The sequence below is a fragment of the Tellurirhabdus bombi genome (genome assembly GCF_021484805.1).
GTDB classification, from domain to species: Bacteria; Bacteroidota; Bacteroidia; order Cytophagales; family Spirosomataceae; genus Tellurirhabdus; species Tellurirhabdus bombi.
Genome location: NZ_CP090557.1, coordinates 3,441,250 through 3,464,453, shown reverse-complemented (window position 1 = coordinate 3,464,453; position 23,204 = coordinate 3,441,250). Strand labels below are relative to the sequence as shown.

The window sequence follows — 23,204 nt, the reverse complement described above, 5'->3', positions numbered from 1 at the left end:
TGATAGCCTGAATCTCCCGACTAATTGCAGTTTCCAACCGATAAATAACGCTCTAAAGTCCCTGAGAAGATTTCGAATTGGATTTATCGGTTAAAAGCGGGCTTTGGTCGGTGTTCATTCTGCTTCGGTCTATTCCATTTTGTACCGACGAAAAAGAAACGTTCTTTTGACTTAGTGATTCGGTCACACTTATGAATTATTAGTCATGAACAAATTTCTTCCTTCTATTTTTTTACTTACGGGCATGCTGGCCACACCAGCACTGGCTCAATTCCCGATGGGCGGTCCCGGCGGCTTTCCGGGCGGTGGACGCCCCGGCCAGGGGGGCCAGCGTCAACAGGAAAAAACATTCATTCCTGGAACGGCGGAAGATGATAAACCACGCGGTAACGGAAAAATTACGGGTATTTTGATGGACTCAACCACCAAGAAGCCCGTTGAATACGCCACGGTTGCGCTAATCAATACCGCAACCAACAAACCCATTGATGGAACAACTGCCGACGAAAAAGGACGTTTTTCCCTCACTAAATTAGCACCTGGCTCCTACCGCCTGCAATACTCGTTTATCGGCTACCAGGCGAAGAACTCCAACGTGATCAAGATTGAAAAAGGATCGGATATCAACGTGGGACTAGTCCAGCTCTCATCCGATGTTCGGATGCTGAAAGAAGTAACGGTGACTGGCCAGGCGGCCCTGATTGAAGAAAAGGTAGACCGGTTGGTGTATAACGCCGAAAAAGACATTACCTCCAAAGGCGGTGACGCAACCGATATCATGCGGAAAGTCCCCATGCTTTCGGTTGACCTCGACGGGAACGTGAGCTTACGCGGTAGCAGCAACGTCCGCGTGTTGATCAACAACAAGCCGTCCACCATTGTGGCGACCAGCGTGGCCGATGCCCTTAAGCAAATTCCTGCCGACATGATCAAGTCGGTCGAAGTCATTACCAGCCCTTCCGCCAAATACGACGCCGAAGGTTCTGCGGGGATCATCAACATCATTACCAAGAAAAATACGCTGCAAGGCGCTACGCTTAACATGGACCTCGGCACGGGGAACCGGGGAACCAACCTTGGTTTGAACGCCAGCTACCGCCAGGGAAAAATGGGCTTCAACCTCGGTGGCTTTGGCCGCGCCCAGTACAATGTGAAAGGCGCTTTCACCAATACGCAAAGCACATTCTCCGACCAGGGCATTACCACCACTACGCAGTCGGCCAGCACCCTGATGCAGGGCCAGTTTGGTAGCTACCAGTTGGGCTGGGATTTTGACATTAACAAAACTACCTCGCTTTCGGCCAGTGTCCGGTACGGATTCCGGAATAACATCAACACGCAGAACAACCTGCTGACGGAAACCTTTTCGTCGTTCAGACCACCCAGCATGGGCGCTCGTGACGTACGATCGAAGAACCTGTCCGGTACGTTCGACGGAAACGTCAGCTATACCAAAACGTACAAGCCCAACAAGGAGCTGAGCATTTTGGGTCTTTATAGCCGCAACAACAACACCAACAACTTTGTGGCCGATATTCTCAATGGCGTTGATATGCAAACCATCACCAGCCGCCAGCGGAACGACAACCTGAGCTACAACCAGGAGTCAACCATCCAGGTCGATTACCAGACTCCCATCAAAGCCACCCAGTTGCTGGAGTTCGGGGGCAAGGGAATTTTCCGCCATGTGAACAGTGATTTCAAGTATTTCCAGGCCTCGGGCGACACGGGTGAATTTATTCAGGACCAAACCCGTCCGGCTAACACCCTGGATTACGACCAGAACGTGGTGGCTTCTTATGTGGCCTATACCTACGCCTCGAAAAGCAAATGGACGTTTAAAGCCGGTGGCCGTTACGAATACACCATGATTAACGCCCGCTTCGCCAACACGGAGAATCAGCCCGCCGACCAGTTGGATCAAATTCCAGACTACGGCTCCTTTGTGCCAAGCTTTAACATTTCGAAAGGCATCCGGGGAGGTAAAATCATCAAAGCGGGTTACAACCGCCGGATTCAGCGGCCTGGTATCCAGTTCCTGAACCCGAACATCAACAACGCCAACCCGCTGAACATCACCGAAGGAAACCCTTACCTCCGCCCGGAGCTAACGGACAACTTCGAGCTAGGTTTGAGTGGCCAGGTGAAGAAAGTGTATTTGAACGCCACCTTGTTTGCGCGGTTTACCAACAACTCGATCCAGAGCATTCGCGACATCCAGAGCCCAGATACACTGTCGGTAACCAATCCTGTCTACCAGCAGGTTATTCGCACAACGTACCTGAACATTGGGAAGGAAAATGCCTACGGGGCTAACTTGTTCGCCAACCTGACCCTCTTCTCGATCTGGCAGCTTGGCGGTGGGGTTGACGTGTACCACGCTTACATCAGCAACAACAATTCCGATCCTATCTACGGTGCCTCTAACTCGGGCTGGGTTGTGGGCGGACGCTTGTTCACGAGCGTAACGCTGAAGAATGGCTGGGGTATCCAGGGCTTCGGTGGCGGTCGTGGCCGGCAGGTGAACCTCCAGGGCTACCAGGGCAGCTTCGCCTTCTACAACCTGGGTGTGAAGAAAGATTTCAAGAACAAACGCGGTTCCATTGGCGTATCGGCGGAAAACTTCTTCAACCATCCGTTCAAGGTACGGTCTGAATCCTCCTCTCCTATCCTCAACCAGTACAGTGTAAACAGCATGTACAACGCGGGGGTGCGGGTGAACTTCAGCTACCGCCTGGGTAAAATGAGCTTCGACGGATCGGGCTTCAGCCTTGGTCGCCGGAAAAAATCCATCAACAACGACGACGTAAAAGGCGACGGTGGCGGTGGCGATAGCGGTGTTCAGCAGCAGCAAAGCACACCAGCTCAGGGTAGCGGCGGCGGACGTCCTCGTCAATAAACCTGCGAAAATTGCTTTACGAAAGCGGCCGGATGAAGGGAACAGCAAACATTTGTTAATGATTTGTTAACTCCCATCGTTCGGCCGCTTTAATTCTATATATTTATCCTGCTTATAGGAAAGACACTTTCATTTTAACTCACCTCTGCTTTATGCTAACCAAACAACTTTTTGCCCCACTTTTAGTCCTCGCGCTGATTTCAGCCAATCCACTAGCCAACGCTGGAACTCTGGACAAAACACCTAAAAAAACCGTTGCTAAACCGGCCACTTACACGGTAGATCCGGCCCAAAGCACCCTCACCTGGAACGCCAAGAAAGTAGGCGGCGAACACACGGGAACAATCAAGCTGTCAAAAGGGGATTTAGTCCTGGATGGCAATAAACTGGTGGGAGGCACCTTTGTTGCAGACATGACCACCATTGCCGACAACGACAACAGCCAGCGTCTGGTTGGCCACCTGAAAAACGACGACTTCTTCGGGGTAGAAAAAAACCCAACCTCAACCTTTAAGATTACAAAGGTTACGCCGCTTAAAGGCAAGGCGGGCGAGCCAAACTATACGGTTACCGGTGATTTGATGATCAAAGGAAAAACCAGTCCCATCACCTTCCCCGCTACCGTGAAAGTTTCCGGCGATGGCGCAGAAGCCATGGCCAAGATTGAGGTGAACCGCGTCACGTACGATATTAAATACCGGGCAGCCGTTATCGGAACAGCCGCCGATAAAATCATCGAAGACAATTTTACGCTGGACCTGAAACTGGTCGCTAAGAAATCAGCGATGTAAGCCTTCTGACTTATCCTTAAAGCGAGCGCTGCGTGTAACCTTTGGTTAGGCGCAGCGCTTTTTAGTTGCTCAGGATAACTTCATGTTCTTTAACCGGAAGCTATTGCCGTGGTGTAACAGGTGTACCAGCAGGTTCTCCACAAAAATATCGTGTTTCCCCCGCGCCACCGTGGGGTTGGCTTCCTGAAGGGTACGTCCATCGATGATGGTGACCAGCCCCGAACCGATGGCTTCAATCTCATTTCCTCGCCGAACGATTATTCCCGTATCTTCTTCCAGGCCAATGCCAATGTGCGAGGGATACTTACAGACGGCAATGGCCAGTCGTCGAAATCGCCCCCGAACCAGAAAATGCGTATCGATAATGGCATCGTGAATCAGGCAAAGGCCCCCGTATAGCGGGACGTTCGGATTCATCCCACTGGCGGAATCGGCACCCGGATAAAGCATCAGATCAGTCATGGCCATGGCACCCGCACTCGTTCCGGCAATAACCAGGGGTTCGTTGATGTACCGCTTATGAATCAGCTCCGCAAAAGCCGTTTCATGAAATACCGAGGTCAGCTTAAACTGGTCGCCCCCCGAAAACAGAATGCACCCAGCCTGCTCAACCCGGGCCAAAACCTCAGGATCATCCGCCTCTTCCCGCGTTTTAATAGTCAACACGTTAACAGACTTATGTCCTAGTTTTCGAAAGGACCGCACATACCGGGGACCCACCTGTTCGGGAATGCTCGAAGCGGTTGTAACGATCTCAATCGGTGCTTTTGGGTCTTTTATTTCGGAAACAACGCGAAAAAGGATGCCCGACGTTACAAAATCATGGGCGGTGTCCTGCACGTGCAACGGTTTTCGACCGGTTCCTTTGTCTTCGTTTCCTCCTATAGCAATCAGTGTTCCTTTTATATTCATACTTTTTTAATAACAAGTCCCGGCACGATTCGGTTATAGGGTTGCAATATCTAATCTGAACGGCATAACAGAAAATCGAAACGCATAAATCGTACGCCCCGTCCGGCGAGAACTTTACGAACATCCCCCCTGTCGAAAAATACCTCCTGCATCTACAACAAAACCCTTATGAAACTATTGGAAATCCGTGTTCTGCAAGGCCCTAATTATTGGTCTATCCGGCATCCGAAACTCGTTGCCATGCAGCTCGATCTGGAAGATTTGGAAGAACGTCCCACGAATCTGATTGATGGTTTTTACGAACGCATCCAGGCACTGTTACCCACCCTTCACAGCCACGAATGCTCGGAGGGCCATCCCGGAGGTTTCTTTTTCCGGGTAAAAACCGGCACGTGGATGGGGCACGTCATTGAACACATTGCCCTGGAAATTCAAACCTTAGCCGGCATGGAGGTTGGTTTTGGCCGGACACGCGGCGCTGGCCCGGTAGGGGTCTACAACGTTGTTTTCGCCTATCAGGAAGAACAGGCAGGTCGGTTTGCCGCCGAGGCCGCCGTTCGGATTGCCCAGGCCCTGATTGACGCCCAACCTTATGATCTTCAGCAGGATATTGATGAATTAAAACGACTATGCGAGGCAGAAAGGCTCGGTCCCAGTACCTCCGCCATTGTCGAGGCCTGCGCCCGGAAAGGAATTCCCCACATTCGACTCGATGATGACTTCTACATCCAGCTTGGTTACGGTGCCCGGCAAAAACGCATTCTAGGTAGTATTTCGAGCCAGACCAGTTCCATCGCGGTGGACATTGCCTGCGACAAAGCCGAAACAAAAAGGACGCTCGATCAGGCAGGTATCCCGATTGCGGTAGGAACCGTCGTTCAGCACGAAAACGAATTGCCGGAAGCAATCGAGCAGGTAGGCTTTCCCCTGGTCATCAAACCACTGGACGGCAACCACGGTCGGGGCGTTTCGACAAATGTTCAAAATGCCGACGAAGTGCGCCACGCTTTCCATACCGCCCAGACTTGTTCCAATTCCCGGCGTGTCATTATCGAACAGTTTATTTCCGGTCACGATTACCGCTTACTGGTGGTTAATTATAAATTCTGTGCAGCGGCCCTCCGCAAACCCGCCAGCGTTACCGGCGACGGCCAGTCAACCCTGGCCGCCCTCATCGAACAAGCCAACAGCGATCCCCGTCGGGGCAATGGCCACACAAATCTCCTGACGAAAATTGAGATCGACGATTGCACAAAGCATATTTTAATCCAAAATAACCTGACGCTTGAAGCGGTCCTACCAGCGGGTCAGGTTCTGGAATTAAAGAAAACGGCCAACCTCAGCACCGGAGGCACCGCCGTTGACGTCACCGACCTCATTCATCCCGAAATTGCCTTTATGGCCGAACGGGTAGCCCGGGCCGTTGGTCTGGACATCTGCGGCATCGACCTCATGGCCAAAGACATCAGCCTTTCCTTGAAAAAATCGGGTGCTACCGTCATTGAAGTCAATGCCAGCCCCGGTTTGCGAATGCACCTCGCTCCCACCGAAGGCAAAGCCCGGGATGTCGGGCAGGCGATTGCGGACATGCTTTTTCCGGAAGGGCAAAACGCACGCATTCCCCTGGTGACCGTCACGGGTACCAACGGAAAAACCACCACCACCCGTCTGGCGGCACACCTGATTCGGCAAAAAGGCTACCGCGTTGGCTACACCACTACAGACGGCATTTACATCGACGATTTTTGCATTGAAGAAGGCGATTGCACCGGTCCGGGTAGTACCCGAAAAATTTTGCAGGATTCGCTGGTCGAAGCGGCTGTGCTGGAATGCGCCCGCGGAGGAATGTTGCGGTCCGGCCTGGCCTTCGACCAATGTGACGTAGCGATTGTTACGAACGTAGCCGCCGACCACCTCGGCCTGAAAGGCATTCAAACGGTAGAAGACATGGCGAAAGTCAAAGCTGTGTTGCCCGAAACCGTGAAACCGGATGGTTACGCCGTTCTCAATGCGGACAATGACCATACCTACGCGATGCGCGAACGGTTGAGCTGCCAAATTGCGTTGTTCAGCCTTCACCCCAACAACGAACGCATTTTGGCTCACTGCCAGCAGGGAGGTTTAGCGGCTATATTGGAAAACGGGTACATTACGCTTGTAAGTGGCTCAGACCGTATTCTTCTGGAGCAGGTAAACAACATTCCGCTCGCCTTCGGAGGCAACGCTCCCTTCATGATTGAAAATATTCTGGCGGCCACTTTAGGGGCTTATTGTCAGCAGGTTTCGGTGGAACAGCTTGCCCAGGGTCTACGAACATTTATTCCGTCGGCTTCCAACACGCCGGGTCGGATGAATCTGTTTCAATTCAACGACTTTACGATTTTGGTTGATTACTCCCATAATCCGCATGGCTTGAGTGCCCTCGGTGCTTACCTGAACCAAACGACGGCCACCCGCAAAGTTGGTATCGTTGCCGCCGGTCTGTTCGACGAAATCATCATTCGGCTGGACGAAGATTTGCGGGGCCGCTCCGAGGAAAACATCGTTGAGTTAATTCAACAGGGCATTTCAGCCGCGAGGGTCGCGAAACCAACGGTGGTTATTCCTGAAGAACTCAAAGCCCTGGATTACGCCATCCGACACGCCCAGGCGGGTTCACTCATTGTCCACCTGACGGAGAAAATCAGTAAATCCATTGAGATCATCTCTGGTTTTATGGAACTGGAAGAAAATTACAGCGACGAACAAATCCTCGACGGCGTATAGCCTGTTCCGAACGGAGGCCATTAGTCAGTATATAGGTATTATTGCTAATGGCCTCTTTCTCAAAAAGCTTTTTTCGAAATATTCGGCTAGTTTAGCGACCAGAAACCCATCCAACCTGATCACTGAATGAACCGGCAAAAACTAATTGCATTTTCTTCTTTTTTATTTCTTCTTTCCGCTCTGACGGCAACATTTGGACAATCACGCGCAACCATCGCGCAGCTCCGTCAGCAAATTCAGGATACCCTGGCAAAACAGGAGGGCGTTTTTGCCGTTGCTTTTCGCGATTTGAGCAGTGGACAGCAGCTTTTAATTCGGGAAAACGAAACCTTCCACGCGGCTAGCACCATGAAGACCCCCGTTTTAATTGAGGTCTACAAACAGGCCGCCGAAAAACGTCTGGCGCTGACCGACTCTATCCTCATTAAAAATACCTTCCGCAGCATTGTTGATGGGAGTCCATTTACGCTCGGGAGCGCAGCCGACAGCGAAACAAAGCTCTACGATCGAATAGGCCAGAAAATTCCTTTATCGACGCTGGTCTACGAAATGATTATTATGAGCAGTAACCTGGCGACCAATCTGGTCATTGAGTTGGTCGATGCCAAAAAAGTGACGCAGACCATGCGCGACCTGGGGGCCGCTACCATCCAGGTACGGCGGGGAGTTGAAGACTCCAAAGCCTTCGCCCAGGGGTTAAACAATACCACCACGGCCTACGATCTGTTGGTGATTTTTGAGAAAATAGCCACGGGCAAGGCCGTCAGTCCCGAAGCTTCCCAGGCCATGACGGGAATTTTACTAGATCAACACTTCAATTCGATTATTCCGGCAAACTTGCCGAAAGAGGTTCGGGTAGCGCACAAAACCGGCAGCATCACCGGCGTTCATCACGACTCGGGCTTCGTCATTTTACCCGATGGCCGCCAGTACGTGCTGGCTCTTTTATCCAAAGACCTAAAGAACGACAGCGCCGCCACGAAAGCCATGGCTTCGGTTTCTGAGTTAATCTACCGCTTTGTGACTCAGTAATTTTCAGGTTTGAAAATGGACTAGGCTTCCTGAAGAACCCCACCGCTGCTTTATTTTATCGGATCGGCCAAAACTTTACTCCTGACCGGCGGTTTATTGACTAAGTTCTAAAAAAGAGCTTTTAATTTATTTCGTTTTTTATGGCAGAAATTACCAAAACCGCCCTCATCACCGGTGGCTCAAAGGGCATCGGTTACGGCGTAGCCGAAGTCCTGATCAAACAGGGAATCAACGTCGCTATTACCAGCCGCTCCAAGGAGAATGCCGACGAAGCCGCCGCTTCGTTGAACAAAATAAGACCAGATGCCGCCCTCGGACTAGCTGCCGACGTTCGCGATCTGGCCTCGCAACAGGAAGCCGTAGCCGCTACTCTTCAGCAATGGGGACGGCTCGATTACGTCATCGCCAATGCAGGCGTAGGACACTTTGCTCCTATTCAGGAACTTACGCCCGAACAATGGCAGGAAACCATTGACATTAACCTGACGGGTGTCTTTTACACGGCCAAAGCCACGCTGGATGCGCTGAAGGAAACCGAAGGGTATTTCATCACGATTGCGAGCCTGGCAGGAACCAACTTTTTCGAGAAAGGCGCTGCTTACAACGCCAGCAAGTTCGGTCTGGTCGGCTTTTCGCAGGCCATCATGCTGGACCTGCGCAGTGAAGGCATCAAAGTAACCACCATCATGCCTGGTTCCGTGGCTACCTATTTCGATAACCACCAGCCTACTGAAAAAGACGCCTGGAAAATCCAGCCCGAAGACATTGGCCAGATCGTTTCCGATCTCATTCACATGCCCGCCCGGACACTTCCGAGTAAAATCGAGGTGCGTCCTACCCGACCCGGCGGGAAATAAGCCGTTTAGCCCGGAACTTGCTCCGGGCTACTTACCTTCTTCTTTGACGACGATGTGGCTATTGATCGCTAGCAAATCCCGCAACAAATCAGTGTTATTTTCGGGAGCGATATAAATTTCATCGAACCGATTGTATTTTATTGTCAAGCCTTTGGACGCCAGAGCCGGTTTTAAGCCCGCCCATAGGGTCTTCCCTTTGACGATTTCTTTGATTTGCAGGACATCAATCTCACCCTTCAGAAAACCCGATTTGTACTTCAACTTGGTTTGCTCTAATTGGTAGTAGGTATCAACATAAATCCAGAGCAACAGACCAAGTGGAGCGAGTAAAGGCAACAATAACCACGAACTTTGCAGGAACGTAGCTGAATCCAGGATAATAATCGTCACCAACAAAAGCCCAACCGCTAGAATCAGGTTCTTGAAAAATCCTTTCCGATTGGCTTTGTAGACCTTCATCACGTTGGCAACTTTTTTAGTTTAATAGAACGAAAACCCAATTAGCACTACCGAGCCACCTCAATTTTATACTTCTTTCCCTTCATTTTCTCGGTTTTAAGTCGCTCCAGCAAAGCCTTTACTTTGGCTTTTTTTACGGCGGCGAACGAGCTAAAATCCTTTACTTCAATCCGCCCCAGGTCTCCTTTTTCCAGGTCTCCTTTCTGGGAGAAAAAACCGACGATGTCGCCTTTAGCCAGTTTGTTTTTCTTTCCACCGCTAATGTAAATCGTTTGAAATTCAGGCGGTTCTGGTAATCTATAATGTTGGGGAAGTGCTAACTCCTCGATACCCTCCGGCACGTAGCCCGGTCGTGTGTCCTCCCGATAGAGCAGCAGGTAAGCCGTTCCGGAAGCGTGCATTCGGGCTGTTCGGCCATTGCGGTGCACAAACTCCGACTCGTGCGGCGGCAACTGGTAGTGAATCACGTGTTTCATTTCGGGAATATCCAGCCCACGAGCCGCCAGATCGGTGGTCACCAGGTATGAAACGCTCCCGTTCCGAAACTGAATCAAAGCCCGTTCCCGGTCATCCTGTTCCATACCACCGTGGTAAAAGGCTGCGTATACGCCCTGCTCATTCAGAAAGCCACTGACCCGCTCGGCTACCTCGCGGAGGTTGCAGAAAATCAGGGCTGCCTCCGAGTTCAGCGAGCATACCAAACGGAACAAGGTATCCAACTTATCTTTTTCGTCCGAAAGAACAATTTTGGTGGTCAGGCTGCTTTCGCCCACTTCCTCCGGAATAAAATTTAAGGTTATTGGCTCATCTAAACCTGTAAAAGCAGGTAGTTGAATACCCGACGTAGCCGACACCAGAACGCGTTTGCGCAGGTTTTTCAACGTCTCGATAATAAAAGCCATCTGGTCGTGAAATCCCAGTTCCAGCGATTTGTCAAATTCGTCCAGAACCAAGGTTTGCACCTCATCCAGCCGCACCGTTTTTCGGAGAATATGGTCCGCGATACGCCCCGGCGTTCCAATCAACACCGCTGGTGGGCTGCTCAGATTCTGAATTTCCGTGGCCATCGAATGACCGCCGTAACAAACATTAACTTTGTAGCCTGTTCGCAGACTTTTCCATACCTGTTCGATTTGCAGGGCTAGCTCCCGGGAAGGCGACAGAATAAGACACTGAACCCCACGTTGCTCAGGCTGAAGCAATTGCAGCAACGGCAAAAGGAAACCTAACGTCTTCCCGGAGCCAGTAGGCGACAGTAGAAAAACGTCTTTATCCTGCAAAATAGCTTCGTGTGCGGCCTGCTGCATGGGATTCAGGGCGGTGATGCCCAAGCCCGACAGCATCTGTTCGATGGGTTGGTTACTCTTCATCTTGCAAAGGTAACGCAAAACGCACGCCTTAGCGCTTTAGGTTCGCTTCTTCTTCTGCTAACGATGCGCCGGTAATGCCTTCGGTCTTTGTTTTGTGGCCGGGTTCTGCCTCCGCGGGTGAAAATTCTGTCCCGTCGAGGGCATAAGCGATCTTCGTGCTTAAATCCGTATCCTGCGTTGGATCATCCGCCGTTTGGGAAGGAATCCGTCCGACTGGCTCCGATGGCTTTAGTTCGGTTTCGTCCTTATTGGTCTGATCATCAGGCCGGGTCTGGTCAATGATTTCTTCGTCCGCTTTTGGATCGTGATCCATACCCGATGGTACGGCGCTCAGTGGGTGCAGGTTAGGATTTTTAGACGGGTCCATAGCTGTTGTGGTTTGTGAAAAACAAGTATCTTAATAAAACGCAATTCGCTACGGACTGTTTAACGCAAATTGATAGTCCACAAAAAAGCCGCCTCTTTACGAGGCGGCTTTTTTGTGACGCTGCTACTCAGGAGCCTGCGTGGTGTCGGCCTGTTCTGTTGGTGGAGTGGGCGGTAAAAAGAGCGAGTCGCCGGGGTAGCCTTCCATATCCGTCGAATCGGAATCATCTTCCTCTCGCTCATCATCGTCGTTCGGGCCGCAATTGAGGTAATTCTTAGTAATGGTAATGGTCGGTTTTCCAAACGGCCCCTGGAATACGCCCACCGATTTATCTTCGTAGACTTTTTCCAAGAATCGGCCCACCAGCGGCAGCGCCGTTTTGGCCCCCTCGCCCAAGTCCGTAGATCGGAAGTGAATACTTCGGTCATCCCCTCCCACCCAGGCACCAACGACTAGATCCCGCGAAACGCCAATAAACCAACCATCGGAGTTATTTGAGGTGGTCCCGGTCTTACCGCCAATTTCATTCCGGTTCTTAAACAGGTTGTACGACCAGAGATTCTGGGATGTTCCACCCGATTCTTCCAACCCTCCTCTCAGCATGTGCAGCATCAAAAAAGCCGACTCTTCGCGGATAGCCTGTTTTCGTTCCGGCACAAATTCTTCAATGACTTTTCCCGTACGGTCTTCAATGCGAGTAACCAGTAACGGTTCCGTGTAAACCCCTCGGTTAGCAAACGTGCAGTAGGCCGCAACCATCTCATAAAGAGACACATCCGAAGAACCCAGACCCACCGATGGAACGGCCGCCAGCTTGCTTTTAATTCCCATGCGATGCGCATATTGCACCACTTCCTGCGGAGAAGCTACCTCATTGGTTAGTTGCGCCGTAATGGAGTTGACCGAACGTGCCATCGCGCGGCGTAAGGTCATGTTGGAATACGAAAAATAACCCACCGAGTTTTTGGGCTTCCAGACTTTTTCCTCGCCGTTTTCCGTATAGCGGGCCTCAAAAGGCTTGTCCTGAATCCGGTCGCAGGGGCCCATGTTAATGGTCGAATCGTCAATAACCGTAGTGTACACGAACGGTTTGAACGTCGAGCCTGGCTGGCGTTTTCCCTGTTTAACGTGGTCGTATTTAAAAAATTCATAGTCCAAGCCGCCTACCCACGCTTTGATAAAACCCGATTTCGGATCCATCGCGACCATCCCGGCCTGCAAGAACCGCTTGTAATATTTAATGGAGTCGATGGGCGTCATGTACATCTTTTGGGGGCCTTTCCACGAAAAGACGGTCATGCTGTCTTTCTTTTCGTACAGGTAATAGCGCACGGAATCCGGCTCATTCGGGAAGCGCTGTTGCAGGGACTTATACCGTTCTGTGCGTTGCGCCACCTTATCGATAAAATCCGGAATTTCCTGCCCCTTTTCGTCGGTCCACGGGCTGCGGCCTTTCCAGTGGTTGTCAAACGTGCGCTGCAGCTGCTTCATTTTTTCCGAAACCGCATCTTCCGCGTACGTCTGTATCCGGGAATCGACGGTGGTATACACCTTCAATCCATCCGTATATAAATTGTATCCGTTTTCTTCTCCCCATTTCTCTACAAACGCCACCACGGCATTTTTAAAGTAATTGGCCGGTCCCGAGTACGGGTTATCCGACGTATAGCGGGTACGCAGCGGAAGCGCGCTGATGGAATCGGCCTGATGGGCTGTCAAATAGTTGTATTTGGCCATCTGGCCCAGTACTACATTCCGGCGTGAACGTGATTTCTCTTTGTTTATCAGCGGGTTATAAGTCGTCGTGGCTTTTTGTAAACCTACCAAAACGGCGGACTCCTGCACACTCAGGCTATCGGTTGCTTTCCGAAAATAGGTTCGGGCCGCCGTTTTGATCCCGTACGCATTGCTGCCAAAATCGACCGTGTTAAAGTACATGGTCAGGATTTCATTTTTCGTAAAATTCCGCTCTAGTTTAATGGCCATCAGCCATTCTTTCGTCTTAATGATCAAGGTACGGACGAGCGGAATGTTATAAAGCAGCCCGCGGGACTGTTTGCGGCGGGTCTTGAATAAATTTTTGGCGAGCTGCTGCGTAATCGTACTGCCGCCCCCGGCGCTGTTGCCGGTCAAAACTCCATAAACCGCCCGGCCAATACTGCGCGTATCGATGCCCGAGTGCTGATAGAACCGGACATCTTCCGTAGCGATCAGCGCGTCAATCAAATGCTTCGGTAAATCTTTGTACTGGATGGGCGTCCGATTCTCGGTGAAGAACTTACCAATCAGAACTTTGTCGTACGAGTAAATCTCGGATGACTGCGCTACTTTGGGGTCTGCTAGCTCCTCGACGCTGGGCATTTCGCCACCCAGATACAGGAAATTGGTTTCAATAGAGAAAATATAGAAGATGGCAAACGCAATGCCATACAGGAAGACTTTCCATAGCTTCCAGATAGGTTTGAAATAAGGCGATTGGGTATCGAATTTCTCCGCCGTCCAATTTCGTACGCGCTGGCGGACAGAGCGGTAGGACCCTATCCATGAATCGACCCGTTCCTGTCCGGCAATAGCCGCCATCAAGCGATACACCAGGCCCGAAATCCCGGTGCCGATGCGGCTAAAAAAGCCTCCAATAGCTCTCCGGAAGGCACGAAGCCATTCCCCGATTTCACTCATGCGTGTTTTGTTGTCAGTTAATTAGGATAGACCACAACCCGGAAAGCAAAAGCTCCCCTGCTTGCGTAGCTTCAAAGATAACGGATTTTCGCCGCTATTTGATACAAAAAAGCCGATTCATGACATGAATCGGCCGTTTAAAAAGTCTATTTATCATTCGCCATTTCCAATCCTCCACGCGGAAGCTTCCGCAACGAAACACCTGGCCGGCCTTATTTTTTGGCAAACTCCAACGCATCCCCATTGAGGCAATAGCGCAGGCCGGTCGGCTCGGGCCCATCGTTAAATACATGACCCAGGTGCCCTCCACAAATTCCGCACACGACTTCAGTACGTACCATGCCGTGCGTTTGATCCGTAAAATTAACGACATTTTTCTTGTTGATGGGCTGGTAGAAACTCGGCCAGCCGGTTCCCGACTCAAACTTGGCCGCGGAACTGAAAAGCGGCGTTTTGCAGGCGGCACACCGGTAATCTCCGGCTGCTTTGTTTTTGTTCAGGGGGCTGGAATAAGCCATTTCAGTACCTCGCTCGCGCAAAATATAGTACTGCTCTTTGGTCAGAATCTTTTTCCATTCGGCGTCGGGTTTAGACACCTGCCATTTTCGGGTCGGGCGAGGTTCCTGCTGGCTTTTCGACCAGGTAAACGCCATAAAGATAACTACAGCCGCCAGCAAAAAGGCCGCCAATCCATTCATTGACTTCTTCATAGATGCGTTACTGAGCAAATTAAAGGTGTAGAATTCACGAGTTAATCAGGCTTCTGGGCCTAATTAATTAACAAAAAACAGCACTGATTCATTCAAAATCAGGCATTTGTTTTGCCCATGACAACCATGGTTTCCATGGTTGGAGTAGGATTGCCCCCGCGTTTCTCAACGGTAATGGCGAAAGCCTCAGCCCGGGCGAATTTTTTCTGGGTCTGGACAATGTGCAGCCAATCCTGAATGTCGAAAACGCCCGCGTCAACCGGTTTGCCGTCCACAATAGCCCATAGCTGGTACTGCATGTATTCGGGTGGCCGCACCAGTGAATCAACTTCCAGCCGCACCTCGCCGGTCTGGCTGTTCCAAAAGAGCATGACGGGTCCTTTCTGGCCTTTACCCACCGGATCGAGCTGAATGACCCGCGTTCCCGGCTGTTTAGCAACGGCCAGTGTCTGCTCCGTCCGCTTTTCTGATTCCCGGAGCAACCGGATATCTTCCTGAAATAACCGAGCAGAATCCCGCATCATCGCCATGGTCTGCTGGTTCGTGCGAAGTTGAGAATATAGATAGATGGAAAAAAACAAGAAAAGAAGGCCAATCGACGCCGCTGCGATCCAGGTCCCCCGGAAGGCGGGACGTTCCAATGGAATTAATTCCCGAACCGGTACTACGGACTGGGCGTCTTCTTCGGCGGTAGTCTCCTGCTCTTGGGGCGTAAAATCCAGGCTTTTTAATAATTTGTTTTTTACGTCGGCGGGTGGTTCGCGCCGCAATGTCAAAGCATATTGTTCCAGTGCTACCGACAAAGCATCTAGCTCTTGCTTTATTTCGGGATAAATACCAGACAAACACTCAACTTCCCGCTTTTCCTGCGGATTGACTGTCCCCAGCACATATTCCTCCAAGATGCCCGATGCTATGTAATCGTTAATATTCATGGGTTAAACAACTTCTTCAAGTCTTGTAAAGCGGATCGGACACGGGTTTTTACCGTACCCAAAGGCAAGTTCAAACGCTCGGCCGCTTCTTCATGAGTGTACCCTTTAAAATAGACCAGATCAATGACTTCCTGACGATCAGGTTTTAACTGATTCACTTTATCCGGAATATCGATCAGATCGGAGTTGGGCTGATTCGTATTGTGTTGCTGATCAATTGTATATACGAGACCCGACTCATTTTGGATTGATTCGGTAGAATGACTTGTTCGAAGGGCATCAATAGCCGTATTCCGGGCTACATTCAGCAACCAGGTAAACAAACGGCCTTTTTTACTGTCGTAGTTGGGAAAGTTACGCCAGATCTTAACGAATGCATCCTGCAATACGTCGCGAGCAGCTTCTTCATCCCGTATGATGCGGGAAATTACGCCATACAAAGCTGGGCTATACTGATCGTACAGCAAATGAAAAGCCTGCTCCTCCCGCCGCTGGAGTTGTTCGACTAATCGATCTTCGGAAATTGGCAACTGAGAATGTTTCAAGGTAACAATCCGGATAGAGATATTGAATACCCGGTGAGTCCGTTCAAATATAAACGAAAAAAAAGCCGATATGTCTAACTTTCTCCTAATTCTTGCTCCCTAATACACAAAAAAATGCGCCACCGGGCAAGAATCGGATAGAGTAGCGTATATTTGTTGCCTTAATTGACGGATTTTTTTCATGCAGTTGCAGCATAATCGTTATCAGATTCAGGGTGTCGATGTAGTAGCCATGACCGAAACCTTCGGTTCGCCGCTCTACATCTACGACGCCGACAAGATTATTGAAAAGATTGGGAGGCTCCGCTCCGCTTTTCACGGGGTTAATCTCAAGATTAAATATGCCGCCAAATCGCTCACCAATATTTCGATTCTGAAGCTGATGCGGAGCCAGGGCGTTGACCTCGACGTGGTTTCCTTTAACGAAGCCCAACTGGGAAAACTGGCTGGCTACGAACCGCAACAGATTATGTTTACGCCCAGCGGCAATGCGACTGCCGAAATTCAGGAGGCCATTGAAGCGGGGTTGCAGATCAACGCCGATAGCCTGCCCCTGCTTGAGTGGCTGGGCCAGACGTACGGCAGTCAGGTGCCGGTTTGCATTCGCATTAATCCGCACATTGCCGAAGGCGGTAACATCAAAATTTCGACGGGCCACGCGGATTCCAAATTTGGCATTTCGATTCTGCAACGCGATCAGATGCTGGCCGTTGTAAAGCAGTATAACATCCCAATTGTCGGTTTGCACGTCCACACGGGCTCTGATTTCAAGGACGCCAACACCTTCCTGAAAGGGGCCGAAGTCTTGTTCGAATTAGCCAGCGATTACCCCCAGTTGCAATTTCTGGACTTTGGCAGCGGCTTCAAAGTAGCTTACAAAGAAGGCGATCACATCACCGATATCGATGAGCTAGGTCAGAAAGTATCCGTAGCCTTTCAGCATTTCTGCCGTCAGTACGGTCGCGAGCTGGAATTATGGTTTGAGCCCGGTAAATTTCTGGTTAGTGAAAGTGGGTTTTTAGCGGTGTCGGTTAACGTGGTTAAGCAAAACCCAACCCGAACGTTTGTTGGCGTTGATTCTGGCCTCAACCACCTGATTCGTCCGATGATGTACGACGCCTACCACGACATCATTAATTTATCGAACCCCAACGGAAGCCTACAGACCTACACCGTTGTTGGTTATATTTGTGAAACGGACACCTTCGGGACCGACCGCCGCCTTAACGAAGTGCGCCCCGGTGATGTACTGGCGTTTAAAAATGCCGGTGCCTACGGTTTTAGCATGAGCTCAAACTACAACGCTCGCTTCCGGCCCGCCGAAGTGCTGGTCTACGAAGGCAAACCGTATCTGATCCGCCGCCGCGAAACGTTCGAGGACTTGCTGGCGACCCAGGTGATCATGGAATTTGAAGAAGTAATCGTTAATAAGTAATTTCTTAAACGCAGAGGACACAGTATGGGACGCGCGTTTGAATACCGCAAAGCCAGAAAATTTAAGCGGTGGGGGATGATGGCAAAAACTTTCACCCGGATTGGAAAAGACATTGTCTTAGCCGTAAAAAGCGGCGGACCTGATCCCGAATCCAATGGCCGTCTCCGGGCGATCATCCAGAACGCCAAGGCGGCCAACATGCCGAAGGAAAACGTAGAACGGGCCATTAAAAAGGCTTCATCCAAAGACCAGGAAGATTACAAAGAAATCACCTACGAAGGATACGGCCCCCACGGCATCGCTTTTGTTATTGAAACGGCCACGGACAATCATAACCGGACAGTAGCCAACATTCGTAGTTATTTTAACAAATACGGCGGATCACTGGGTATATCGGGTATGCTCGACTTCATGTTTGACCGGAAATCAGTCTTCCGAATTGCCGCCAATGGCATTGACCCCGAAGAACTTGAGCTGGAAATGATCGACTACGGCGCGGATGAACTGGTGCTTGATGAAGAAACCGGTGATCTCATTATTTACGGAGACTTCACCGCCTTCGGTGCCATTCAGAAGTTTCTGGAGGAGAAAGGCTTTGAAATAAAACAAGCTGAATTTGAGCGCATTGCCAACGACTTTAAAGAGCTGACCGAGGAAGAAATTGCCGAAGTAGAAAAGCTGCTTGAGAAAATTGAAGAGGATGACGACGTGCAGAACGTCTATCACAACATGCGCTAATTCGGAGTGACCAAATAAAAAAGCCAGCGGGTAGAACGCTGGCTTTTTTTATATAGTAAGGTCCAAAAGCATCTTTGACAACCGGCAGGAAGCCCGAACTCAAAAAAGAAGATTTCGTAATTCATCCCGCGTCGGTCGTTCCGTCAGCGCCTCATACCGAAGGCCTGACAAATCCAACTCGTCGACAAAAGAAGCGTATTCTTCGACCGAAAAAAGACAAACGTTTTCGTAAGGTTCGTTGAAAAGCTCCACTTCCGTCAACACCGCTAGCTTCTGCAAGTGCTGGTAAAGACCAGGGGTTAACGCGTCCTGCTTAATGATGAAATGCCACATAGGTTTTAAACCAACGACGCTACGGGGGCGGGATTCATGGCTTTTTCCAGCACATCCGACCAGCGTTTCCCTTGTTTATGCATTAATTCTGTCGTAATGGCCGTCTTGAGGGCTTGCACGTTTACTGGCGTTTCACCCGTCATGACCCGGTGCATCGCCGCTGCCATTTCGGCAATGTTGAATCCTTCGACAAACTCACCCATGCCTTCCTTCACAAACTCCATGATGCCCCCCGAATTAAAACCGACAATGGGTTTGCCTAATATTGCCGCCTCCCGCATAACAATCGGGTAAGAATCTTCGCGGGACGTCAAAGCAAAGCCATCGCAGCAATTGAAATAATCGAAGTACCGATCCGCCTGTTCAGTCAGGAAAATAACATTCTGGTGGTACGTTTTAACGTAGCGTTCGGTGTAATACGTATAGGCTGTTTTGCGGGCCGAACCCATCCAGATGAAATAGGTATCTTTGGGTAAATGCTTCAATAACTGAGGCATAATGTCAAAGCCCTTGCGTGGTGACCAGGCTCCGGACATCAACCAGACAAATGCATTGGTCGGAATACCCAGTTCACGGCGTAACTCCATCCGATCCTGCTTGGTTTTTACATTTTCCACGTTAATCAGTCCGTGCATAACGACGGCTTCGTAGCCCATATCTGCCAGGTTTTCCACGACTGTTTCAGAAGCGCAAAGACGCACCAGGGCGTTGTCCAGCATAAACTGAAAATCATCGTACGACTGAAAATCGTATTCCTGCGGCAATTCATGCACGTGTACGACGTAAGGAACCCCCAACTTTACGGCCAGCCGGGCATAATCAGGCATGGCAATGGTATTGATGTACCACAAGTCAGGCTTAAATTCCTGGTGGGCTTTTACCAGCGCGTCGGCGTGGAAAGTCCGTTTGGTAAACCCTTTGTAAATCGCTTCGGATAAATTATACAAGTACCGATACGAATACCCCCCCGTATACTCTTTAAAAGCAGGCACTTCCGGATAACTAGGTACTTTCCCTTCTAAACGGCTAAAAAAACCAAACTCGTGCTTTCCAGTCGGCGCATACTGCATGTAATTCAGAATGGTAGTTACCGATCCTGACCGATCAGCGGCTGGACTGACAAATAAAATCTTCATAAAAATGGGTGGCTTTTCCCTTTAATTAACTAATCACCTTGTTATCAAACAGCTTCAGGGATAGTATCAGCTACAATTAATATTTCGCAAAAATTAAATCCTATGTATGCGTATTGCCCACAAAAGTAACATCCGGCAAAGATAAGGATACTGACTAAACAATTACTTTTTAACCAGGAAATCGCGCGAAGAGTTAAAAAAGCAATCGACTGGAACGTTCCAAGCGTTCCAGTCGATTGCTTTTCATTATTTATCTATCGCATGGTGGTGCCTTCCCGGATGAGCTGCACCCAGCCCTTGACCGACTCCCGGCTGCCCACCCGGCTCGAGCCGCTGAAAAGCACATTGGCCTCGTAGTAGTACAAACCCGACGACAACGCCTGACCCCCGCTGCTGCGACCGTCCCAGCTTACTTCGCCCCCCCGGCTCTCGTACACCTTCGAGCCGTACCGGTTGTAGACCACAAAAACAACCTCTTCCACCTGACGCGGACAAGCCAGCGCCTGAAATACGTCGTTCTTGCCGTCCCCGTTGGGGGTGAACACGTTCGGCAAGGCAAACCAGGGACAACCCTCCTGACACACCCGGTTCGAGGCCGCGCTGGCCACCCCGCTCCGGGTCACCGCCCGCACGGAGTAACAGCCCCCGTAACCGTCCCCCTTCCGGTGGGCGTACACCTGCTCGGGCGCCGCCACACTCCCCAGCAAACTCGCCGTGCTGTCCTCCCGGTAGCGGCTGTAGTACACCTCGTAGCGCGCAATCCGCAAATCGCAGCCCGAACCGCTGCCCACCTGCCAGCTCAGGTTGTTGATGAACTCACTCTGGTTGCAGCCCGACTCGGCACTCAAAGACCCGCAGGCCAGGGAGTCCAGCCGCAGCACCGGCGCGCAGGGACGCGTCGTGTCGATGGGCGAGGCACAAATCCCCTGCGAGTAGTTCTCCAATAGCGGCAGGTTCACCGCCGGACTCACGTACCGACCGACGGTCAGCACCCGGTAGCAGTAGCTGCTGTCAACCGACAAACGCACGCTCACATTCCCGTCAGCCAGCACCTGGTCGGCCCCCGTGTCGGTAAAGCGGTAGCTCCCCCCACCCGTCACGGCCACCCGGGCGATCTCGTTGAAGGGGCCGTTGGGGCCCCGCTGGCTGCGGAAGATGCGGTGCGTCTGGTTGTCGTTGCTCCAGGGCGTGGACGCCTGCCAGGCGAGTGCGATGGCCCCGCTCTGGCCCACCGCCGACAGGCGCACGCTGCTGGCCGCCTCGCTCACGTCCAGCACCGTGAGCTGGCCCGTGCTCGCCTCGGTGAAGAGAAACTCCACCCGGTAGCGGTAGGCGTTGGCCTCCGTGTTCAGGCCCCGGTCCACAAACACGGTGTCCCCCGCCCCCACCGCCAGGCTCGTCGGTCGGGTCTGAATCAGGCTAAAGTCGGTGCCCGCCAGCCCCGTGGCCCGGTAGAGCCGGTACTGGAAAGGCCCCCCCAGGTCCTGGGGGTTCACCCCGATGGGACGCGTCCAGCGCACGGTGATCCGACCCCCCGTGGTGCTGGTGGTGTCCACCGTGACGTGGGTCATCAGCGGCGTCTGCAGGGGCAGGCTCACGCAGGCCTGGGCCGAGGCCACGCTGGCGCCCCCCCGGGGGCGTTCAAACACGGCCACCAGGCGGTAGCTGTACTGAGCCCCCCGCCGCAGGTTCTGGTTGTCGGTGAAGCTCGTCTGGGTGATGGGCACCTGCCCCACCAGGGTGTAGCCCCCCGCCACCAGGGCCTCGCCCCCGTTGGTGCAGGGGTCCAGGGGCAACGCCTCGCAGCCTTCCCGGCGGTAGACCCGCATCTGGGCCCCGGGCAGGGCGCAGTTGTAGGCCCCCCAGTTCAAAACAATCGACCGCCCCCCCGGGCTGGTGCCCGCCTGGGCGGTGAGGTTCTGGGGGCCGGGGGCGTAGATGCGGATCTGAAACGAAGCCAGCGTGGCCAGCTGGGTCTGGTTGCGGGGGTAGTCCACCACCCGCAGGATCACGTCGTAGGGCTCATCGCGGATGTGGGCGCAGTTGGTCTGCCAGCGGAAGTTGGCCGTCAGGGGCGCGTTGACGATGCCCCCGGGGGGCGTCAGGGTGGCCGCCGCCGGGGCCACCAGGGCCAGGGGCTGGCCGTCGGGGCCTCTGTTGAAGGGCCCCCCGTAGTAGGTCAGCTCGATGCGGTTGCCATCGGGGTCGGTGGCCGTGATGGGCTGGTTAATCAGGGTGCCCGCCTCCACGCAGAGGTCTTGGGGCACCCGCAGCTCGGGTCGTTTGTTGGTGCCATCGACGACGATGATCTGCATGTCGCGGACGATCTCGCCGATTTTGATGCCGTTGCGGTATTCTTCTACGATGAAGGCGATGTTGTACTGGCCCCGTTCGGCGGGGGCGTCCCAGCAGACGTCGCCGGTGAGGGGGTCCACCGTCAGGGTAGCCGGGGCGGTGCCGGCCTCGGTCCGGGGATTGCCCCCGATGAGTTCGGGACGGGAATACCCTAAAACGAGTTGAGGACGGCAAAAGTTATCGGGTCCAATGCGTCCGGCCGGGGTCCAGAGTCGGTAGGAAAGGCTATCGCCGTCGGCATCGTAGGCGGCGGGGTTGTGGCAAAACTTCTGGCCCACGCGGGCGGAGTCCAGGGGCGGGTTGAGCATGACGGGGGTGCTGTTCAGCCCCAGCGAAGCATTCACCAGAATCGTCGTCCGCAATTCAAAGCTGGTATTGATTGAATTGGGAATATTCCGGGTCCCTTCGTTCCGGTTCGTAATGGTAGTGATGATGTTATACGTTCCCGGACCCGGGTAGGTGTAATTAATCCGGTAGATGTTAATGGTGGTGTTGGGATTGATGAACCGGCGAGCAACCCGGGGGGCACGGCCGACTTCATTCCCTACCCCAAAACAGATATCAATATCATTTTGCTGATCGGCGGCGGTTTTTCCTCGGTTCTCGTCATAATAAAGCGTAATTGTTATTTCGTACGTATTATTATTGGAGATACGCCGGGTTGTTATCTCACCCGCCCGTACGTGCGTTGCCTGAACATCTGTAACGGACAGAATTAACAAACAACACAGACTTAGGAGGCCAAGTAAATAATTTGCTTTCATACGCAGGATTAGTTCTGTATAGTCAACAACGAACAGAAGAATAGGTTTTGTATGCAAATCCGCCCGAACTGTACGTTGGAGAGGCACATTTCAATGATGTCGGAATCAATATAGACATAAA

18 protein-coding genes are annotated in these 23,204 nt (G+C 51.9%); 7 read left to right on the top strand and 11 right to left on the bottom strand.

Translation table 11 applies throughout. The features are described 5' to 3' along the window. Nucleotides 1-205: 205 nt before the first annotated feature. Together L0Y31_RS14745 and L0Y31_RS14740 are read left to right on the top strand one after the other, a co-directional pair. Nucleotides 206-2,899 carry a TonB-dependent receptor gene (locus L0Y31_RS14745; protein WP_234733842.1) on the top strand — a complete coding sequence of 898 codons (2,694 nt, stop codon included), beginning with the start codon at nt 206-208 and terminating at the stop codon, nt 2,897-2,899. Between the two features lie 152 nt (nt 2,900-3,051). After that, a complete protein-coding gene (locus L0Y31_RS14740) occupies nt 3,052-3,690 on the top strand; it encodes a YceI family protein (protein ID WP_234733841.1) in 639 nt (212 codons plus the stop codon). Nucleotides 3,691-3,759: 69 nt separating this feature from the next. Here L0Y31_RS14740 and L0Y31_RS14735 read toward each other — a convergent pair whose 3' ends face one another. Beyond that, a complete protein-coding gene (locus L0Y31_RS14735) occupies nt 3,760-4,602 on the bottom strand; it encodes a cyanophycinase (protein WP_234733840.1) in 843 nt (280 codons plus the stop codon). Between the two features lie 168 nt (nt 4,603-4,770). Between L0Y31_RS14735 and cphA the strand changes: the two genes are divergently transcribed. The 3 genes from cphA to L0Y31_RS14720 all read left to right on the top strand — a co-directional run bounded on the left by cphA (nt 4,771) and on the right by L0Y31_RS14720 (nt 9,257). Continuing rightward, complete coding sequence (gene cphA, locus L0Y31_RS14730; RefSeq protein ID WP_234733839.1) at nt 4,771-7,368, top strand: cyanophycin synthetase; 2,598 nt, start codon at nt 4,771-4,773, stop codon at nt 7,366-7,368. A gap of 126 nt (nt 7,369-7,494) precedes the next feature. After that, the gene (locus L0Y31_RS14725) at nt 7,495-8,400 is read left to right on the top strand and encodes a serine hydrolase (RefSeq protein WP_234733838.1); all 906 of its coding nucleotides are present in this window, start codon (nt 7,495-7,497) and stop codon (nt 8,398-8,400) included. A gap of 140 nt (nt 8,401-8,540) precedes the next feature. Continuing rightward, the gene (locus L0Y31_RS14720; protein WP_234733837.1) at nt 8,541-9,257 is read left to right on the top strand and encodes an SDR family oxidoreductase; all 717 of its coding nucleotides are present in this window, start codon (nt 8,541-8,543) and stop codon (nt 9,255-9,257) included. Nucleotides 9,258-9,284: 27 nt separating this feature from the next. Here the strand turns inward: L0Y31_RS14720 and L0Y31_RS14715 are convergent, their stop codons facing one another. The 7 genes from L0Y31_RS14715 to L0Y31_RS14685 all read right to left on the bottom strand — a co-directional run bounded on the left by L0Y31_RS14715 (nt 9,285) and on the right by L0Y31_RS14685 (nt 16,322). Continuing rightward, the gene (locus L0Y31_RS14715) at nt 9,285-9,716 is read right to left on the bottom strand and encodes a PH domain-containing protein (RefSeq protein ID WP_234733836.1); all 432 of its coding nucleotides are present in this window, start codon (nt 9,714-9,716) and stop codon (nt 9,285-9,287) included. 47 nt (nt 9,717-9,763) lie between these two features. Next, nucleotides 9,764-11,086 (bottom strand): DEAD/DEAH box helicase, encoded by a 1,323-nt coding sequence (locus L0Y31_RS14710; RefSeq protein ID WP_234733835.1) that lies wholly within the window; start codon nt 11,084-11,086, stop codon nt 9,764-9,766. A 28-nt stretch (nt 11,087-11,114) separates the two neighbouring features. Continuing rightward, complete coding sequence (locus L0Y31_RS14705; protein ID WP_234733834.1) at nt 11,115-11,453, bottom strand: hypothetical protein; 339 nt, start codon at nt 11,451-11,453, stop codon at nt 11,115-11,117. A gap of 123 nt (nt 11,454-11,576) precedes the next feature. Next, entirely contained in the window at nt 11,577-14,132 is a 2,556-nt protein-coding gene (locus tag L0Y31_RS14700; RefSeq protein ID WP_234733833.1) for a penicillin-binding protein 1A, read from the bottom strand. A 212-nt stretch (nt 14,133-14,344) separates the two neighbouring features. Then, nucleotides 14,345-14,842, bottom strand: a complete 498-nt coding sequence (gene msrB / locus L0Y31_RS14695; RefSeq protein WP_234733832.1) for a peptide-methionine (R)-S-oxide reductase MsrB — start codon at nt 14,840-14,842, stop codon at nt 14,345-14,347. Nucleotides 14,843-14,940: 98 nt separating this feature from the next. Further along, nucleotides 14,941-15,777 carry an anti-sigma factor gene (locus L0Y31_RS14690; RefSeq protein WP_234733831.1) on the bottom strand — a complete coding sequence of 279 codons (837 nt, stop codon included), beginning with the start codon at nt 15,775-15,777 and terminating at the stop codon, nt 14,941-14,943. Beyond that, on the bottom strand, nt 15,774-16,322 hold the full coding sequence (locus tag L0Y31_RS14685) for an RNA polymerase sigma factor (RefSeq protein WP_234733830.1): 549 nt from the start codon (nt 16,320-16,322) through the stop codon (nt 15,774-15,776). The genes L0Y31_RS14690 and L0Y31_RS14685 overlap by 4 nt, the downstream gene beginning before the upstream one ends. A gap of 181 nt (nt 16,323-16,503) precedes the next feature. Here L0Y31_RS14685 and lysA point away from each other — a divergent pair, with 181 nt between their 5' ends. Both lysA and L0Y31_RS14675 read left to right on the top strand, forming a co-directional pair. Next, complete coding sequence (gene lysA, locus L0Y31_RS14680) at nt 16,504-17,757, top strand: diaminopimelate decarboxylase (RefSeq protein ID WP_234733829.1); 1,254 nt, start codon at nt 16,504-16,506, stop codon at nt 17,755-17,757. A gap of 24 nt (nt 17,758-17,781) precedes the next feature. Continuing rightward, nucleotides 17,782-18,495, top strand: a complete 714-nt coding sequence (locus L0Y31_RS14675; protein WP_234733828.1) for a YebC/PmpR family DNA-binding transcriptional regulator — start codon at nt 17,782-17,784, stop codon at nt 18,493-18,495. A gap of 99 nt (nt 18,496-18,594) precedes the next feature. Here L0Y31_RS14675 and L0Y31_RS14670 read toward each other — a convergent pair whose 3' ends face one another. The 3 genes from L0Y31_RS14670 to L0Y31_RS14660 all read right to left on the bottom strand — a co-directional run bounded on the left by L0Y31_RS14670 (nt 18,595) and on the right by L0Y31_RS14660 (nt 23,083). Further along, nucleotides 18,595-18,828, bottom strand: a complete 234-nt coding sequence (locus tag L0Y31_RS14670; protein ID WP_234733827.1) for a hypothetical protein — start codon at nt 18,826-18,828, stop codon at nt 18,595-18,597. Nucleotides 18,829-18,833: 5 nt separating this feature from the next. Further along, nucleotides 18,834-19,964 carry a glycosyltransferase gene (locus L0Y31_RS14665; protein WP_234733826.1) on the bottom strand — a complete coding sequence of 377 codons (1,131 nt, stop codon included), beginning with the start codon at nt 19,962-19,964 and terminating at the stop codon, nt 18,834-18,836. A 254-nt stretch (nt 19,965-20,218) separates the two neighbouring features. Beyond that, on the bottom strand, nt 20,219-23,083 hold the full coding sequence (locus L0Y31_RS14660; RefSeq protein ID WP_234733825.1) for a T9SS type B sorting domain-containing protein: 2,865 nt from the start codon (nt 23,081-23,083) through the stop codon (nt 20,219-20,221). Between the last annotated feature and the right edge of the window lie 121 nt (nt 23,084-23,204).